Here is an 18,047-nt window from a genome sequence, read left to right as displayed (position 1 = left end):
ATCCTTGGCAGTGTTCAGGCGATATGGCGTGTGGTGACAGCGACCGGCTCCCCAGCCAGGTCGCTCAATTGCTCGAGCAGCTCGAGCGCTTCGCTGAGCAACGCGCTCGAGGTGTCCTGGCGTATCCGCTCCGGCAGCGACTCTGCTGCGGGAGCGGGTTGCTGCAGCGCTTCACTGGTGCTTTGCGCCGCCGCGCCCTCGGCACGAATGTCCATGGGCGTACGCTGTTCGCGGCCCTCGACATCGCGGCTGATCAGGGTCAGGCGCAGCACGCCATCGCGCTGCAGGCGCTCACGATCGATGCGCAGCTCCCCGCTGCGCGCATCGAACGATGCCCAGCTCGGCAGCGGCAGGCCGTTGGCCAGGGTGATGCGCTGCGGTGCACTGCCATCGGGCAATTCCCCGGGCAGTTCGAGGGTGATGCTGCGGGCACCGCCCGAGCTCAGGTCTACGCTTGCGCTCAGGCGCGAGCCCTCGACGCTGAAGCTGCCTGCGCTGTTCTGGTGGCCCGTATCGGTGAGCACCGTGTCGGCGTTGGCCAGTTGCTGGCTCAGCGAACCGCGTCCGTCGGCCAGGCCGTTACCGCTGCTGCGCAGGAGGCTTTGCACCGTTGGTGCCGGTTGCGCGGAGGTAGGCGCTTCGGCCGGGGTGTCGGCCGGTACATCGCTGGCCCCGAACAGGGGGGCGTTCAGGGCCTGGCCGCCGAAGCTGGCAGTTGGCGCCGTGTTCGCCTGCTGCGCGAAGCCGGTGTTCAGCTCCGGCAGGGCGGCTTCGCCCGTGTCTTGTACCGGGGGCAGGGCCACCGCCAGGGTTAGCGTGCGAGAAACCGTCGCGCCATGTGGGTCGGTGGCGGTGATGGTAATCGAATGATTGCCCGCCACATCCGGCGCGGTGCCAGACAGGGTGCGGGTGGCCGCGTCATAGCTCAGCCACTCGGGCAGCTCGAGTTCCCAGGTCAGCTCGCTGTCATTGGCGTCGCTGAACAGATTTTGCGGCAGGGTAACGCTGTAGCTTTCCCCGGGAGCTGTTCTGTCCAGGCTGTAATCGCTACCAGCGACCGGCGCGGAGTTGCTGACGTTCAGCGTCAGCTCCAGCGAGACGGCGCCGCCGCTCGGGTCTCTGGCCGTGACCACCACGCTGTGCTCACCCATTACGGTCGTGTTGCCGGAGATGATGTGGGTGGTCGGGTTGAAGCTCAGCCCCGCAGGTAGACCCGTCACCGCCCAGGTCAGGCTGTCGCCTTCGGGATCGCTGAACAGGTTGGCCGGCAGCGTGATGCTGTAGGCCTGACCGGCCTTGGCCTGGTTCAATGCGTAGTCGCGGTGCGCGTCGTTGATCAAGGGCGCCTGGTTCGGCGCCAGCAGGGTGACGTCGACACTGCGCGCCTGGCTGTCCACGACACCATCATTGAGCACGATGCTGACAGCGTGGCTGCCTGGCACAGCCGAGGTGCTGGTGTAGGTCACCTGGCGCAGCAGTGCGGTGGCTTCGCTCCGGGTCACGCCGACGCCAAAGCTCAGTACCGCTCTATTGCCGTTCTGCGTCAGTGTTGCGACGTCGACATCACCACGCACAATGCGCTCGCCATCGAGATGGTAGGTGCCATTGTTGAGAAAGCCGAACTGATCGCCGCTCTGGCCGCTGATGGTGACGCTGGCGCCCTGGTAATCATTGGCGGCATCCAGTTCGGCATCGTTCAGGGTCAGCGCTGGGAACAGCACGACAGGTGCGCCGTTGACCTCGACGGTAGGGCCTGGCACCGCAGGTGCATTGAGCACCAGCAGTTTGCTGCCGGTGACGATAACGCCGCCATCGGCCGACACCGAGATATGGCTGGCCCCTTGCAAGCCGTTCTGCGAGGAGTCGAGCTTCTCCAGGGTAATGGCCGAGTAGTACGCCACCGAGCCGTCGGCACGGATGACGAACAGGGCCTTGCCGTCGCTGGAGACGGCGATGTCTTCGACCGTCGGGGTGTCGTTGAGGGTGCCCTGGTGGGTGAGGGCGCCGGTGGCGGGGTCGAGACGGAAGGCGTCGATCTGCTGCGGGTGGTCATGGATGATGGTGGTTACCGGCGTGCCATCCCCGCCACCGCCTTCAGTCGTGGTGGTGCGGCTGTTGGCGATGATAATGGTACGGCCATCGGCGCTGACGGCGATGTGCTGAACGCGGTCCAGGGTGATGGTCTTGCCGGTGGCGTCGGTTTCGCCTGAGTGGATATGGCCCAGTGAGCTGAGGCCACCGTTGGCATCACGCTTGTAGACGAGCAGGGTCGAGCCATTGCTGGGGTGCGTGACGACGAACACCAGCTCGCCTCTGACGACGATTTCCTGTGGATCCCACAGGTAAGGCGCGCTGGTCATGGAGCCTTCGAGGGTGGTGGCCAGGCTGATTGCACCCGTTACCGGGTCGCGGTTGTACACGTACAGGTTGGTGGTGTGGATCAGGTACAGGTTCTTGCCATCGTCGGACAGGGCGAGGCCCTTGATATTCCACAGCGACTCGGAGAATGAACCCTGCACCTGCAAGGTGCCGTCGGTGCCGATAGTGAACCAGGCGATGGTGTTGGCGTTGCCGTCGACCTTCAGCACGTACAGGCTGTTGCCGTCGGCGCTGAGTTGCAGGCTTACGACCTCCTGTTGGCCTGGGAGGGTTTGCACATGGGTCAGTTCGCCCGTTTCGGTATTGCGGCTGAACAGCGCGATGTTGCCTTGGCTGTCGGCCACGTAGACGCGGCTGCCATCGCTGGACACCACGCTGGTGGTGGGTGTCGAAAGGCCGGGAATGTTGGTCAGGTCTTGCAGGCGTTCGAGGTCGCCCAGCGACAGGATCGGGTCATCGTTGATGGCTGGCGCGTCGTTGACGGCGGTAATCGCGATGTTCAGGTCTTGCGCGGTTGACGCCAGGCCGCGCTGGTCGGCCAGCTTGATGCTCACCTCGACCCTGGCGGGCGGTGCGTCGCTGCTGTTGGCGTAGGTGACCTGGCGCAGCGTGTTCTGTACGTCGGCCGTGGTCGGGATGGCGCTGTGGGCATCGGTGAAGGTAATGGTCATCACGCCATCGGCAACGGTTACGCTGCCGATCACCTTGCCATCCTTTTGCAGGGCGTTGCCCGCCAGGGTCAGGCCGTTGCCGGCCTTGAAGCCCAGGCTGTCGGCGGAACTCTTGCCGTCACCCAAGGTGATGGTGAGCGTGGCGCCATCGTAGTTGCCGGCACCGCCATTGAAACGGTCCAGTTGAGTATCGCCAATGCTTGCGCCCGGCGCGATCAGCACCGGTTCCTGCTGCTCGGTGTAGGGTACGGAGCCTGAAATACCGCCCAGCGTGGGTGGCGTGTTGGGCTCAGTGGCGGCGGTAAGGTTCACCACGGCACTTCGCTGTACCACGGTGGTGTCGTTTTCGCGCCAGTCGGCCACGCTTTCCACGATGCTCAGGCTGATGTTGCGTTGACCGCTGCTCTCATTGCCGGTGTGGCCGTAGCTGAGGCTGTCGATGACCTCGGTGGTGGCCGCGGCAGAGCGGGCTACGTAGAGCGTGACCGTGGTGGTCCCGGTGCCGGCGTTGTAGCTGACCATGTACTGGATAGCGCTTCGGCCGACGAATACGCTGCCGTCGATGCTCCGGGCAAGGTCGACCCTGCCGCCGTCCACACCCAGCACGTCGCCTGCGGTTACGCCGGTAATGGTGACGATGACCCGGTGAATGTTCTGGCCCGCCTCGACGGTGTCGATGGTGGTGTTCTCGAACAGTGGCACCCGCTCGCCTTCGGCATTGAAGGTTGGGGTCAGTGCGGTGGTGTCGATGATGGCGGTGTCGTTCACGCCCACCAGGTTGACCTCGAGGGTGCGCTCGTCACTGAAGCCGCTGCCATCGTTGAATGTCAGGTTGAAGGTGGCTTTGCTACCCCCGGCGGTAGGGTCGTCGCTGGCGTTGCGGTAGGCGATGCCGCGCAGCACGTTCTGCGCGTCGGCACGGCTGACGTCGCTGGTGAAGGTCACGGTCAGCGTGCCGTTGGCCGAGGCCAGGGTGGCAAGGCTCATGTTGCCAAGCCAGATGGCGCCGTTCCTGAACTGCAGGCCGCTGCCGTCGAGGAAGTCGAATACGTCATCGGCATTGGCCTGGCCGTCACGGCTTATCACGATGGATGAGCCTTTGTAGTTACCGGCGCCGTTGTTCAGCGCATCCAGTTGCGGGTCGGACAGGGTACCGCCAGGCAGCAGCGCGACGACCTGGTTCAGGGTGGCGGTTTGGGCCGAGCTCACCCCACCCTCGTTGATGCTGACCGAGAAGCTCATTTGCTTGGCCGGCTCGCCAGACAGGTTGTCGTAGGCGATCTGACTCAGGATGTTCTCGGCCTGGGTTTGCGTGGCCTCGCGGGTGAAGGTCAGGGTCAGCGTGCCATTGGCCTGAACGAAGTCGGCGATCACCGTGGTGCCATTCAGAATCTGGCCGTTGACCAGCCTCAGGGCGTTATCTTCCAGGAAGGTGAAGCGATCGGTGCCCTGGGCCCCGCCAGTGCGTTCGATCACGATGCTCGCACCGGCAGTCAATGCGGCGCTGTAGCTGGCGTCCGGAAGCAGGACCGAAGCGTCTGCCGCCTCTACATAGCTCACGCTGGCGGGCTTGAGGTCGAGTACCAGCAGCCCCTCGTTCCAGGAGAACGAACCCGTCACGTAGAGCTGCGTGCCATCGGTGCTGAAGTTGGCGCCACGCAGCTCGGTGCCGTTATCGGCAAGGCGGGTGAGTGCACGTGCGGCGCCCAGCGAGCCGTCGCTGGCACGGGCATGCAGCGTCACCTGTTTTCCGCCGACGACGACCAGGAATTGGCTGTCTGGGCTGACGAGCAGTTGCTTGATCGGCCTCTGCACGTCAACCACGTTGCCGCTGAGGGTCAACTCGCCGCTTGCCGATATCGACAGGCTGCGCAGGCTTTCATCGTTGTCGATGAGGTACAGCGACCTGCCGTCTGCGGACAGCGCCAGGCGGCTGACGTAATGCTCCTGCCCATTGCCTTGCACATCAGGGCCGCGGGTGAGGGCGCCGTCACTGCCGACCCTGAACACGCTGAGCAGGGTATTGCCGCCGGTGGTGGCGACATACAGGAAGCTGCCGTCGGCAGACATTTGCAGGTCGGTGAAGCTGCTGTCGCCCGGTGGCGCGAAGGTACTGCCGGCTACCCAGCCGTCGGCGCCGCGCTGCAACACGGTCACGCCGCTGGAGCTGCTGACGTAGGCGGTGTTTTCGCTGATGTACAGGTCGTTGACCAAGCCGAGGTCTGCACCGATCGCGCCGAGGGCGGTGAGGGCACCGGTTTCGCTGTCGCGGGCGAACAGGGCGATCCCTTTGTCGGTGATGGCGTACAGCGTAGTACCGTCAGCCGATACCCCCAGGCCGCTGGCGCTGAGCAGGCCGTTCTGGTCGTTCGAGTCGAGGCTCGACAGCAGTTGCAGCGTACCGTCCGCGCCACGCTGGAAGACGTGGAGGGTGCTGATCGGTACGTCGGCGAGGGCGTCCGAGTTCCACACGGTAGTGGTACGCACCACATACACCTTGTCGCCTACCTGGATGACGCTCTTGGTACCGTCGTACGGGCTTGGGTAGTCGCTGGAACTGATGATTTTGGCCACTTCGCCTGCGCCGACTTCGGCGCCCAGGGTCGGGCTTTGGTTAACCGTCACTTGTAGGGTATTGCTGATCTGCAACTGAGCGGTGTCCTGGCCACCGTTGGCGCTCCCGCCGTTGTCCTTGATGCTGGTCAGGGTGACGGTGCGCTCGCCCGTGGTGCCGGTGGCCTTGTCGAGGTTGGCATAGCCCAGCCCGCTGACCAGGGCGCTGGCTTGGGCGCCTGTCAGCCCGGCAGCGCTGGACAACGTCACCGTGGCCGCACCGGTGGTGGCATCGAGGGTCACGGTCCAGGCATGGCCACCGCGGGTGGTGCCGCTACCCGCGACCAAGGCAATGCTGCTGCCGTCGATACGCAGGGTTTCGTTGGCGCCATCCTTGAGGCCGGAGACGGTGAAGGTGAGGCCGTTGATCAGCTGGCCTTGCTCGGTGGTGGTGATGGCTGCACCGCTGAACAGTGTCACAGCGGCGCGCCCGGCATCCTGGCTGAGGTTGGGACGTGGCGTGGCGCTGGCCTGCGGGGCGTCGTTGATCTGGGTGACGGCCAGGGCCAGGGTGATGCTGTCGGTGCCGCTGGTGAACTGGTCTTTCACGCCCAGGGTGAGGCGGATGCTGGCGCCGGGGTCGGCGCTTGCGTTGGTGTAGGTGATCTGGCGCAGAACGGCGTTGGCGGTGGCGGTGCTGACGTCGGCGGTGAAGACGATGGTCAGCTTGCCGTCGACGTTGCTCAGGCTGGCGATCTTCTGGCCATCGAGGCGGACTTCCTCGCCAACCAAGCTCAGGCCGTTGCTTGCGCTGAGGCCGAAGCTGTCGTCGGTATTGGCACGGCCTTCGCGTTGCAGGGTGAGGGTGGCGCCGTTGTAGTTGCCGGTGCCGTTGGCCTGGGCGTCGAACTCGGTGTCGGAGAGGGTCAGGCCACTGGCTGGGGTAGTGGTTTGTTTCTCGGTATAGGGCACGGATATCGCGTCTTCGACGGCGATATGGCCTAGCCCCTTGAAGTTGTAGAAAGACCCGACGTAGACCGACGAACCGTCAGGGGCTATTGCGATCCGTAGGGCACGGTAGTCGCCGTTGGCACCGTTGTACCCCACGGTCTTGACCAGCGTTGGCTTGCCATCGCTGCCGATGCTGTAGATGTGCAGCGCTCCGGTGTTGTTGCCTGCGTAAAGCGTTTTTCCATCGTCAGACAGTTGCAGCCCCCAGACCTGGCTGGCGGAAAGAGCGCTGGGCGTGGTGAGCGTTTTTGCCCTGGTGTCGTAATGGAAGGTCAGGATGCTTCCGGGGGAACCGGTCGAAATGTAGACATAGCCGTCGTCGGAAACCGCGATGGTGCGGACAAAGTTGCCGATATTGCCGGTGTGGCTGGCAACCCTGACCAGTTGCCCATCGGCATTGCGCTCATAAATGACCAGTGAGTTGGTACCGGTTACGAACACGCGGCTCTGGGCGTCTATCGCAATGGCGTAGCCGGTGCCGCCGAAAGTTTGGTCGGTGAAAGTCTCTGCTGTGCCTAGGGTGCCATCCGCGCCGATCGCGTAGGCATAAAGCGTATTGCCTGCGACCGCGTAGATATGGCCGTCAGCCGAGGTGGCCAGGTATTTGACCTGCGCATTTCCGAGCGTCACGCTCTCGCCGGTTGCACTGAGTGTGCCGTCGGCATTCACGGTGAATTTACTCAGGACATAGCCTGTCTGGCCTTCTTTTTGGCCAACCAGATACAGGTACTTGCCGTCGGCGGAATAGGCGGCGGAGGCAGAGACGCGCAGACCATCGACCTCAATGCCATTGCCGTTGTTGCCATCGTTGCTGGCGCCTTGCACGAACCGCTGTAGCTGGGTAAGAGCGCCGGTCGCCGGGTCGCGGCTGTAGACGGTGAGCGTGCTGTTTCCGGTTGGATTCAAGGCGTGTTGAGTCGAGTCATTACCCAGTACGATCACGGTTCGACCGTCGTCGGATATTTCAATGCTGTAGACAGAGGCGTTGTAGCCGTTGATACGCCCATCCGAGGTGTGGATCAGCCCACTGGTGCCCGGTGAAACGGAGGGCGGGCGGTTATCGGCCTCCGCCTGGCTGATTACACGAAGTACCACGGTGTGTTGGGCGCTAGCGCCGTGTTCGTCGGTAACGGTCACGACAAGGGCGTAGTCATTGACCGCGCTCGGCGCGCCACTGAGCGTGCGGGTCGCCGGGTCGAAACTCAGGCCCGCTGGCAGCCCACTGACGCTCCAGGTCAGGGTGCTGTCGCTGTATAGGGCGTCGGCATCGCCGAACAGCTCTGCGGGTAACTCTTGGCTGTAGCCAGCGGTGCCGACCACCACGGAAGGCAAGGCGGTGATGGCATCTGCACTGACCACCGGCGCGCGGTTGGCGATCTGTTCGACCTCCAGCACCAACGCCAGCTCGGCGCTCTTGCCGTCACTGTCGGTGGCGATGAGGGTCAGGGTGTGCGTGCCTGTTTGCGTCGTGCTGCCGGAGAGGGTGCGTGTCAACGGGCTGAAGTGCAGGCCGGCGGGCAACCCGCTGATCTGCCAGGTCAGCTTGCCACCGTCGGCGTCGGTGAACAGGCCGGCAGGCAGAGTAATTTCATAGGCTGTTTCGCTGGTGGCCTTGGGCGGACGATAGCCATCGGCATTACCGCGTGGGGCGCTATTGGCCCATAGCTGCAACACCTCGGTGTTGCTGGCCAACAGTCCATCGCTGCCCTGCAGGGTCAGGCTGACGAAACTGCCAGCGGTGAGGCTGGCGGCACTGCTGTAGGTGACTTGGTGCAGTATCTGGTTGGCAACGGCCTTGCTCGTGTCGCCAGTGAAACGAACGGTGAGCTTGCCATCGCCTGCCACGCTGAACGTGGCGATGACGTTGCCGTTCAGGCTGATCGAGGTGCCAGACAGCGCCAGCCCGTTTTCATTGGCGAAGCCAAAACTTCCACTCGAAACACTGGCAGCGAGGGTGAAGTTGGCACCGTTGTAGTTACCGTTGCCATTGGCGAGGGCGTCGAAGTTGCTGTCCTTGAGGGTGATGCCAGAGGCGACTTTCGTGGCTTCGCCAATGTTCAGGGTCTGCACGGCGCTGTAGCGGGTGACGCCTTCGCTGGCTGACACCAATACAGAGCGGCCATCGGCGGAAAGCGCGATGTCGCGGATATCGGTTTGGGTGGCGATGCTGCTCAAAAGGTTCAGGGTGCCATTGGCGGCGACCTTGTAAACCATCACACCGCCATCGCGGCTGCTGGCATAGAGCAGGCTGCCGTCACTGTTCAGGGCAATGTCGCTGACACGAGGCAAGGACTGTGTTGCTACCAGCGAAAGCTCATTGCCCGTGGCGTAGACGTCGATGGTGCCGTTGCCTGGGTGAGCGATGTAGAGGTAGCGACCATCCTGGGACACCGTCAGGCTGTAGTCGACCGCGGCGAAGCCGGCGGCGCTGCTGTTGAGGCTGGCCACTTTGGTAAGGGTGCCATTGTCGTTGCGCTGGTAGCTGATCAGCACATGGGCGGTGCCCGAATAAATCACATAGACATGGTTGCCGGAGACGGTGATCGAACCGTTTCGGCTGTTGCTCCCGCCTTCACCCTCGGCACGGGCCAGCAACGTGATGCCGCCGGTTGCGACATCACGGCTGAAGATGGCGACATCGTTGCTGGACGTGCCGACGTACAGGTAGCTGCCGTCTTGCGAAAGCGCCAACCCGCCGGTCGTGCCGCCATTGCTGCTGTTGACCGTGGCGGCATGCTCGATTGCACCGCCGTTGACGTTGAGCACGTAGATGTAATCAGGGTTGTATTCAAACTGGCCGGCGCCCAGGGTATCGATCAGGTAAATCGAGCGGCCATCGGCGCTGATGACCATTTCGGTGGCCGTGTTCATCCCCTCGACGGTGAGGGTTGCGACCAGCGTCAGGCGGCCACTGCTGTCCACCGAGAATGAAGTGATGGCGCCGCTGCCCGCCACGTAGGCGTACTTGCCATCGCTGGAATAAACCACCTCGGTCGCGCCGCCAATGCCCAGTTGCTCGGGGCTGAACGACTCACGGGGTGTGAGCGACTGGTCGTTGACCAGCACCGGTGCGGCATTGATCCGGTTGTCCAGGGTAACGGTCGCGCTGATGTCCAGCCTGGTGCTCTCACCTGTGTCGCTGAGGCTTTGCAGCGTGATGTGGCGATCGCCGGCTTCGACCGTGGTGTCCCGGGCCTGGTACTGCAAGCTGTCGATCAGGGTTTCGATCTGCTCGGGCGTGACAGCGCTTGAGGTCCCTTCGAAGTTCAGGCGGATAGTTGTCGTCGCGCCGCTGACCTCGACGGTGTAGCGATAGCCGTTGGCGTTCGTGAAGCCCGACTGGTTTTCCAGGGCGAGCAGCTGGCCATCGACGTGCAGCCCTTGGTTGGCGCCGCTGGTGTCGAGGGTGACGACGAGCTCCTTGACCTCTTCATTGTCGGCGGCCAGGGTAACGTCGACGTTCTTGAACAGGTCCACCGGCGGAAAACTGTCGGTGCTGCCGGTAATGGTGATTACGCTGTTCTGCGGCGTCGCCTTGACCCCGGGCGCCTCGGCGGTCGCATCAACCTGGGCAGCCACGTCCGCGGCGGTGGCCACTGCAGCGGCATCCAGAAGGATGCGCGGCTCCAGAGCCAGAGCCCGGAAATAGCGTTGCGAGTGCTTGCGTGTGGTCATGGCAGTCTTCCAGGACAAGGGGCGGTGAAAATGAAAGAGTGGGATGAGAGTCGGGGCTACTCGACCAGCCGGACGTAGGAGCCTTGCCTGCGTATCTCTTCGAGAATCTTGTCGAGGCGATCCTGTATGCCGCCTTCGGCGGTCGTGAAGTCGAAGCCGGGCAGGTAGGTGATGTCGCCCGCCTGTTCGGCGCAGCGGGCCAGGCCGGGGCCGGCAAGGCGGCGGAACTCGGAGGCGCCGTTGATCAGCGTGCCTTCGGCGCCCAGGTCGTTGTTCTCGATTTCGTCCTGGCCGATCGCGATCATGAAGAAGCGCAGCTTGCGTTGGCGAAAGCTGTCGCACAGCCGGGCGAAGCGCTGTGTTCTCAAACTCTGGTTTTCGCCGTCAGTGCCAGCCTCGCCATCGATGGCCTGGGCCGTCTCGGCGTTGTAGGAATCGCTGTCGAACCAGCGCTGGCCGGTGGTGTTGACCAGCATGACGATGGCCTTGTAACTGTCGCCGCCATCGTCCTTGAAGTCCTTGGGCAGCTCGTCCGGCAGATCCCAACCGCTGCTGCCCCGGAAGGCTGGAGCCAGCGCCATGGCGCTCCAGCCCATGGCAATGGCGTAATTGACATTGAAACGCGTGGACATCTGATCGAGGCGCTCTTCGATCTTGTCGAGGTCATTGCTCAGTGGCAGCAGGGGGGCCGAGGGGCAGCCTTTGTCGGCGACCATCCAGCGGGTATCGTTGGTGCCGGTGGCTTGGCCATCCAGCGGCGGAGGGCCGATCCAGCTGATTGGCGTGGCGCCGGGGCTGCCGTTTTCTGGCAGGTCATCGCGATAGTAGATACGGAATTGTCCACTGGGCGCGCGATCCCAGAAGTAGTTCTGCCCACGGCCCAGGCCGCGGTACATGCACAGCAGATTGGCGCGGCGATCCGGAATGCGGCGATCCTGCAGACCCGCGTAGCCAGTGCGGAACAGTGTGGTCAGTTCCACCGGGCGCAGGGCGCCGGTCATTGCCCAACCGTTCAGGCGTCGCGCATGGTTGGCGCTGGGGCCAGGTGGGGTTCGTGACGTCGGGTTGGTGTAATCCGGCGAGACGTTGACCGCCTGGCTGTAAGGCACCAGTGCCAGCCAGGCATCGTCGCGCCCCTCTACCAGCTTTCGGGCGAAGCGCATGCTCTGGCGACGCAGTACGCGCAGATTGCTTTCGTTTTCCGAGCCCGTGTTGGGTAAGGCCAGCGCGACCTCCAGGCCGCTGGGTTGCACCTCGACGGTGGAGTGCACGCGGATCTCTTCCACCTCGCCACCGAGCAGTTCCGGACTGGCCTCGAAGACCACCTCGACTCTGTAGCGCGTGCGTTGCTGGTCATCGGTTTGCTGGCTCAGCACGATGGCCTCGCTGCTGATCTGTTCGCCCAGAGCGCTGTCCATGCCGAGGTTGTTGAGTACGTAGCCCTCGGCCAGCAGCTGCAGCTTTTCCAGGGGTTGCTCACCATTGAGCAGACGCTCGTTACCCACCGCCATCGCCGCAGCATCGGTCGCGCGTTTGATCTGGCTGGCGCTGTTGGTCATGCGGCTGGTGTCCAGCGCATAGGCGGTGGCCAGCAGCGCGCCGCCGATGGCCAGCACCATGAAGGGCGCGACGCTGCCACGCTGCTGCGTGCGGCGCATCATGGGCGGCGATCCTCACGCAGAGTGCAGCTGAGGATGAGAGGGCAGTTGAGGCAGAGGTGGGCGGCTGTCATGGAGGGTAGGCGAGCGATCCGTGGGCGATGCTGGTGGGAGGTGCCAGAATGGGTATAAAGATAAGAATAATTCCCAATATCAGGCAATCGCCGCTTCATTAAGAATGCTTAATGAGCGCTGTGCAGTGGGACTGCAGGCCCGTGCGTCAGGAGGTCGAATGAGGTCGTTCGAAGGTGATGCAGGGGCTCAGTGGCTTTCCAGCTCTGCGTGAACGACCTGCTGCGGGCGTTGTGGCTCCGTACGTGACCACAGCCACAGTGCCCCGCATGACATGCCGCCACCGGCAGTCAGCAGTAGCCATAGCGGCGGTTGATGCCAGAGCAGCACGGCCAGACACAGCAGCATGCTCAGGCTCGCTGCCCATTTGGTTCTGCGTGCCACCACCCCGACCTGCCAGTCGCGCAGCAGGGCACCGAACAGGCGGTGTTGCAGCAGCCAGCGATGCAGTCGAGGCGAGCCCTTGGCAGACGCCCAGGCGGCCAGCAGCACGAACTCGGTGGCTGGCAGGCCGGGGAGGAGTACGCCGAGAATCGCACAGCTCAGGCTTAGGTAAGCGAGCAGCAGATAGGCCATGCGTTTGATGCGACTCATCGGCGGCTGCCGGCTGGCGTCGGAAGCATCCCGGGAGGTGTTGGCGGTCATGGCGAGAATCCGTTCTGGAGAGCGCGCAGTTAAAGAGACGTGCCGCTGGCCATCAAGTTAAGAGGGCTTCATGTTTGCGGTGGGGGCGTCTCAGTCCTGATAATCCACGCCGACTTCCTCGCTCAGCAGCCGGTCCAGTGCGACTTCGCTGTAGACCATTCGCCCAAAGGCGATGGCCTGCATGTCCTTGTCCAGCAGCAGGCCATTGCTCAGTGCCAGGTTGTCACTGTTGCGACAGAGCTGCACGACCAGTATCGACGCGCTGCTGGCCGCGGTCTCTTCGCTTTCTGCCGCTGTCCGTTCTATCTCCTCGGGGAGTTCGCCCGTGTAGCGCTCGCCTTCCGAGTTCTCGGCGCACAGCCCTTCGAGATTGCCCCGTCGCAGTGGGCGCCAGGTCATGCTGCGGTCGAGGTTCACCTTGCTGATCAACAGTTCGTAATCGCCCAGGATATCCGGCGCAGCGACCTGATCGATAAGTGCCTGCAGGCCGTCCTGATCAAGACGGTTCTGCATGGCCAGCGTGCTGGCGATGCCATGGGCCGATTGTTCGAGGTGGGCGCGAGCCAGGTTGATGTTGTACAGATCGCCGATCAACAGGGCTGCGCCGATCAGCAATGGCAGGCTCAGGGCGCCTTCGACCAGGGCATTGCCGCGCTGACGCTTGAGGCTGTTGCTCATCGTTCTTGCTGCTCCGCTTCACGCTCGCTGGTCAGGTTACCCAGCAGTTGGCGGTACTGATATTGAAAGGCGTCACCCAGGCCGAACAGGGCCGGCAGTGGGGTGATGAAATGCTGGGTCATATCGACGGTGACGCTCAGTACTTGGGGCGAAGCGTCCCCATCATCGAGCTCGGCATTGGGCTGGCCGCCGCCGAACTGGCGCAGGTTGTCGAAGGCCAGCAGCTCGACCTGCAGGTCGCTCTGGTCGAGCAGGCCATAGGAGCCTTCCACCAGGCGGGTCTCGATGGCCTCCTGAAGGGTTTCCGGGCTCTGCTGGTAGAAGGCGCGATCCTGGCGGAAATCCTGTAGCGAGCGCTCCAGCGCCAGGCTGCCGACGCCGATCATCAGCGCGATGCGCGCCAGTTCGAAGATCATCATCACACCGAACAGCAGGACCGGCAGGATCAGCGCGGTCTCCACGGCGGTGACGCCATCCTGCTCGCGCAGCAACGCCTTGGCATTCATGGCTTCAGTCCTGCTCCTTGAGTGCCAGAGGCTGCTGACTGGCGGCCAGCAGTTCGCTTGCCAGCGGCGCGCCACCCTGAATGCGTTCGCGGGCGGCGCGGAAGCCGTCGAGAATCCGCGTGGCGTATTCCTCTTCCAGATTGTCGAGCAGGACCCGTTTCGCGGTGTCGTCATGGCCGGAAATCACATAGGCCAGGGCGAGGTTGAGCTGCAGTGAAATATCGCCTTGGCCGCGTGCGCCGTTGAGCAGGCCAATGGCCCGGCTGCTGTCGCCATTGGCCAGCCAGGACAGTGCCAGATTATTCAGCGCCGGGCTGTAGCCAGGGGCGTTTTGCAGGGCCAGTTCGAATTGTTGGCGCGCCTGATCGTTCTGGCCTTGCAGGTTCATCGCCACGCCCAGGCCGTTAAGGGCCGTGGCATCGTTGGGGCTGGCCTCCAGGGCGCAACGGAAGTCCCGTTCTGCCTGGGTGGCCTGACCCAGTGCCAGGCGTGCGCGCCCCGTGCCGTTGCACAGCGCCAGACGCTGCTCGTTCGGCAAGCGGCTGCTGTCGCTGGCGAGCGCCAGCTGAGCGCGCTGGTACAAGGCCAGGGCTTCCTGCGCAGGTCGCACGGCACTGGCGACGCTGGCGTATTCGAGCAGGTAGCTGCCATCGAGCTGGCCGCGTTCGTCCATGCGCGCATAGACCGCGTGAGCCGCCTGCAGGCGGCCATTGTCACGCAGGGTGTGGGCGAGATGCAGGGCTTCCCTGGCTTCCTTGCCCAGTGCGGGATTGGCGTTCGGCAAGCCGATGCTGGCGCAGCCGCTGAGTGCCAGGACCAGCAGGGCAGGCAGCAGAAGAGGGCGGATCAGGTGCATGGCAGGTCTCGATTCATTGGCTGAGCAGGCGGACGATGCGCACCATGGCCGGTGCACCCATCATCGCCACGATGGGGGGAAGGATCAGGGTCATCAACGGAACGCTGAGTTGGGCAGGCAGCTTGCCGGCGCGCTCTTCGAGCGTGAGGATCAAGGTCTTGCGGCTTTCCTCGGAAATGGTGCGCAGCGCCTGAGACAGCGGCGTGCCGTAGCGTTCGGCCTGGATCAGGGTCGCCACCATGCTCTCGATACCTTTGGCACCCGTGCGTTCGGCGAGATTGAGCAAGGCGCGCGGGCGATCGCTGAGGATCTGCAGCTCGGCATAGGTGTAGCGCAGCTCGTCGGCCAGCTCCGGGGCCGAGAGGGTCAGCTCCTTGGAGACCACCTGCAGCACACGGCCGAGGGGCAGACCGGCTTCGGCACAGATCACCATCAGATCGAGGCCGTCCGGCAGGCTGCGTTCCAGGCGTTCGCCGCGCTGAGCGCTGCGCAGCTTGAGCCAGACTTCCGGCAGGGTGGTACCGACGAACAGCGCGATCAGACCGCCTGCCAGGCCGTTGAGGCCCAGCCGCGAACCAGGTTCGAGCACACCGAACAGCACGATACCGGCCAGCAGCAGACCCAGTGCATATTTGCCGGCCAGCAGCAGGCCCAGCGCTTCGCGGTTGCGCAGGCCGGCCATGGATAGCAGCCGCCGCAGTTTCTGGCGATCCTGGTCGGTGCCGGCGAGCGTTTCACCCACGCGCGCCACCGGCAGCAACAAGGCCTGCAGGCGTGGCGGCAGTTGCATGCCCTGCTGGCGCAGGATGTCGTTGACTTGAGCCGCTCCCAGAGCAGGGCTGCTCCGCTGGCTGCCGGGCAACAGCCGTTCACGCAGTGCCGCCGGTCTCGAGCGCTGGTGCAGGGCGATCAGCAGCAGGCCGATGCCAGCGAGCAGAATGGCCAGGGCGACGCTGGCCAGCGGGTCATCGAGCCAGTTGGTCATGACACCCTCCGAACCATCAGTTGGGTGATCGTCAGACCCAGGGCGACGCTACCGAAGGCGTAGAAGAGCACGATATTGCCGGTCGGGTCGTTGAGCAGGAAGTGAAAGTCCTTTGGCGAATTGAGGTACATGTAGCCCAGCGCGAAGGGCACCAGTGAGGCGACGATCTTTGCCGATGCACGTGCCTCGGAGGTCTTGGCCTGGATCTTCAGGTGCAGTTCCTGGCGGTCGCGCAAAGTGGCGGATAGGCGGTCGAGGGTTTCTCCAAGACGGCCACCGGCTTCCTGGTTGATGATCAGGATCACCGCGAAGAACCGATACTCGTTGAGCGGAATGCGCCGTGCCGAATCCTGCATGGCCTGGCGCAACGGCACGCCGAGGCGCAGCCAGTTGTCGATCAGGGCGAATTCCAGGGCCAGGGGGCCTGTGAGGTTTGGTCCGACCAGCGCGAAGGCATTGCTGACCGGCACCCCGGCACGGGCGGTACGGGTCACCGCGTCGATGGCTTCCGGCAGGCTCATCTTCAGTTCGTGCAGGTGCTTGGCCATGCCGCTGCGGTACCCCAGCAGGGCCAGTACGGCGAAGGCGAACAGGCCCAGCAGCAGGCTGCCGAGCACGGGGAAGGGCGTTTCGCGGCCGAGCAGCACGCCGATCATCAAGCTGGCGAATGCGGTCAGGGTCACGCGCATGCCGAGGTTCTTCTGCCAGCCCAGCACGCTGAGGCCGAGCCAGATACGGGCGATATGCGGGCCGAGCAGGGGCAGGTCGGCGAATGGCGTGCGCTCCATGTCGCGCAGAATGCCGTCTACCGTCGGCAGGCTGCTGTCCTGACGAGCCTGGCCGTCCAGCGTCGCCTTGAGCTTCAACAGGCGCAGGTGCACGGCCTTGTCGCCCTGACCGCGTCGGGACAGGCTGCGGGCCGCGAGCACGGCGAGAATCACGGCGACGAATACCAGCAGGGTCAGCAGGTCGAGTACGGCGTCCATCAGTGCTGGCCTTCGAACAGGTGTGCGTGGGTGCCGTAGAACTGCGGGCGCTGCCCGCTGGCCACGTACTGCCCGACCAGGCGCCCCTGGGCATCGATGCTGCTGGTCTTGAAGGCGAACAATTCCTGAGTCTGGATCACGTCGTTTTCCATGCCGCACACCTCGGTGATGGAGACGATCCGCCGACCGCCGTCACGCATGCGTTCGACCTGCACGATCAGGTTCACGGCACTGGCGATCTGCCGGCGAATGGCTTCCAGTGGGAGCTGCATGCTGGCCATCATCACCATGTTTTCCATACGCATGATGGCGTCGCGTGGGGTGTTGGCGTGCACCGTGCAGAGCGAACCGTCGTGGCCGGTGTTCATTGCCTGCAGCATGTCGAAGCTCTCACCGCCGCGCACCTCGCCGAGAATGATGCGGTCCGGGCGCATGCGCAGGGCGTTGCGTACCAGATCGCGCTGGTCGACCTTGCCGGTGCCTTCGGCGCTGACCGGGCGGGTCTCCAGGCGCACCACGTGAATCTGTTGCAGCTGCAGTTCCGCGGCGTCTTCGATGGTGATGATGCGGTCATCGAAGCTGATCTTCTGCGACAGAGCGTTGAGCAGCGTGGTCTTGCCCGCGCCGGTGCCGCCAGACACGATGATGTTGAGCTTGGCGACCATCGCCCGGCGCAACACCTCGACCATCTCCATGGACAGCGCGCCGCGTTCGGCGAGGATCTCCAGCGACATGTTGCGCCGCATGAACTTGCGGATCGAAATGGTCGTGCCGTCGATCGCCAGTGGGTAGGTGATGACGTTGACCCGGCTGCCGTCGGCCAGGCGCGCATCGACCATCGGATGGCTTTCGTCGATGCGCCTGCCCACGGCGGCAGCGATGCGCTGGGCGGTATTGAAGACGTGTTCCTCGTCGACGAAAGTGATCGACGACAGTTCCAGTTTGCCGAAGCGCTCGACGAACACCTGGCCGGCGCCGTTGACCAGAATATCGTTCACCGAGTCGTCTGCCAGCAGCGGCTCGATGGGCCCGATACCGACCATCTCGTTGAGCATTTCCTCGCCGATGGCTTCCTCTTCCTGGCGCGACAGCTGCAGGCGATTGTCGTCGCAGATGCGGCGGATCATCGACTCGATCTGCCCGCGCAACTTGTCGCGCCCCATGGCCGCCGCCTTGAGGGGGTCGATCTGGTCGTAGAGGTAGCCGCGAATCAGCTTGCGATTCTGTGCTCCGAGGCTATCGGTGGGGCGTGCCTGTGCAGTGCGCTGCACGCTGGTGGCGCGCACGTCCTGGGTTGCTTCGGGGGTCGCTTGCGGCGCAGTGGTCTTGCGCGCTTCGCGGCTGCGGGTGGGATGGCGGATAAGCATCGACG

General features: G+C 64.0%; 9 protein-coding genes. All 9 read right to left on the bottom strand.

What is annotated here, in order from left to right; genetic code table 11:
* Window positions 1-14 precede the first annotated feature (14 nt).
* Complete coding sequence (locus tag QRN22_RS10100) at window positions 15-10,289, bottom strand: beta-propeller fold lactonase family protein (protein WP_042551923.1); 10,275 nt, start codon at window positions 10,287-10,289, stop codon at window positions 15-17.
* A 56-nt stretch (window positions 10,290-10,345) separates the two neighbouring features.
* Window positions 10,346-11,950 carry a Tad domain-containing protein gene (locus tag QRN22_RS10095; RefSeq protein WP_042551922.1) on the bottom strand — a complete coding sequence of 535 codons (1,605 nt, stop codon included), beginning with the start codon at window positions 11,948-11,950 and terminating at the stop codon, window positions 10,346-10,348.
* Between the two features lie 258 nt (window positions 11,951-12,208).
* Complete coding sequence (locus QRN22_RS10090) at window positions 12,209-12,664, bottom strand: YbaN family protein (protein ID WP_042551921.1); 456 nt, start codon at window positions 12,662-12,664, stop codon at window positions 12,209-12,211.
* Between the two features lie 90 nt (window positions 12,665-12,754).
* Complete coding sequence (locus QRN22_RS10085) at window positions 12,755-13,342, bottom strand: TadE/TadG family type IV pilus assembly protein (RefSeq protein WP_042551920.1); 588 nt, start codon at window positions 13,340-13,342, stop codon at window positions 12,755-12,757.
* Complete coding sequence (locus tag QRN22_RS10080) at window positions 13,339-13,848, bottom strand: TadE/TadG family type IV pilus assembly protein (protein ID WP_042551919.1); 510 nt, start codon at window positions 13,846-13,848, stop codon at window positions 13,339-13,341. Before QRN22_RS10080 ends, QRN22_RS10085 begins: the two co-directional genes overlap by 4 nt.
* Before the next feature lie 4 nt (window positions 13,849-13,852).
* The gene (locus tag QRN22_RS10075) at window positions 13,853-14,704 is read right to left on the bottom strand and encodes a tetratricopeptide repeat protein (protein WP_042551918.1); all 852 of its coding nucleotides are present in this window, start codon (window positions 14,702-14,704) and stop codon (window positions 13,853-13,855) included.
* Window positions 14,705-14,717: 13 nt separating this feature from the next.
* Complete coding sequence (locus tag QRN22_RS10070; RefSeq protein ID WP_042551917.1) at window positions 14,718-15,689, bottom strand: type II secretion system F family protein; 972 nt, start codon at window positions 15,687-15,689, stop codon at window positions 14,718-14,720.
* A complete protein-coding gene (locus QRN22_RS10065) occupies window positions 15,686-16,675 on the bottom strand; it encodes a type II secretion system F family protein (protein WP_042551916.1) in 990 nt (329 codons plus the stop codon). Before QRN22_RS10065 ends, QRN22_RS10070 begins: the two co-directional genes overlap by 4 nt.
* Complete coding sequence (locus QRN22_RS10060) at window positions 16,675-18,042, bottom strand: TadA family conjugal transfer-associated ATPase (protein WP_042551915.1); 1,368 nt, start codon at window positions 18,040-18,042, stop codon at window positions 16,675-16,677. Before QRN22_RS10060 ends, QRN22_RS10065 begins: the two co-directional genes overlap by 1 nt.
* Window positions 18,043-18,047: the final 5 nt, after the last annotated feature.

The sequence above is a fragment of the Pseudomonas sp. MEJ086 genome (assembly GCF_030209025.1).
GTDB classification, from domain to species: domain Bacteria; phylum Pseudomonadota; class Gammaproteobacteria; order Pseudomonadales; family Pseudomonadaceae; genus Aquipseudomonas; species Aquipseudomonas fulva_A.
The sequence above is the reverse complement of the archived record's forward strand: the minus strand, read 5'-3'. Positions and strand labels throughout refer to the sequence as shown.

Bases quoted from the DNA above. Each gene is read 5' to 3' on its own strand.
- QRN22_RS10100 (WP_042551923.1), bottom strand. From the start codon at position 10,289: ATGACCACACGCAAGCACTCGCAACGCTATTTCCGGGCTCTGGCTCTG.
- QRN22_RS10095 (WP_042551922.1), bottom strand. From the start codon at position 11,950: ATGATGCGCCGCACGCAGCAGCGTGGCAGCGTCGCGCCCTTCATGGTG.
- QRN22_RS10090 (WP_042551921.1), bottom strand. From the start codon at position 12,664: ATGACCGCCAACACCTCCCGGGATGCTTCCGACGCCAGCCGGCAGCCG.
- QRN22_RS10085 (WP_042551920.1), bottom strand. From the start codon at position 13,342: ATGAGCAACAGCCTCAAGCGTCAGCGCGGCAATGCCCTGGTCGAAGGC.
- QRN22_RS10080 (WP_042551919.1), bottom strand. From the start codon at position 13,848: ATGAATGCCAAGGCGTTGCTGCGCGAGCAGGATGGCGTCACCGCCGTG.
- QRN22_RS10075 (WP_042551918.1), bottom strand. From the start codon at position 14,704: ATGCACCTGATCCGCCCTCTTCTGCTGCCTGCCCTGCTGGTCCTGGCA.
- QRN22_RS10070 (WP_042551917.1), bottom strand. From the start codon at position 15,689: ATGACCAACTGGCTCGATGACCCGCTGGCCAGCGTCGCCCTGGCCATT.
- QRN22_RS10065 (WP_042551916.1), bottom strand. From the start codon at position 16,675: ATGGACGCCGTACTCGACCTGCTGACCCTGCTGGTATTCGTCGCCGTG.
- QRN22_RS10060 (WP_042551915.1), bottom strand. From the start codon at position 18,042: ATGCTTATCCGCCATCCCACCCGCAGCCGCGAAGCGCGCAAGACCACT.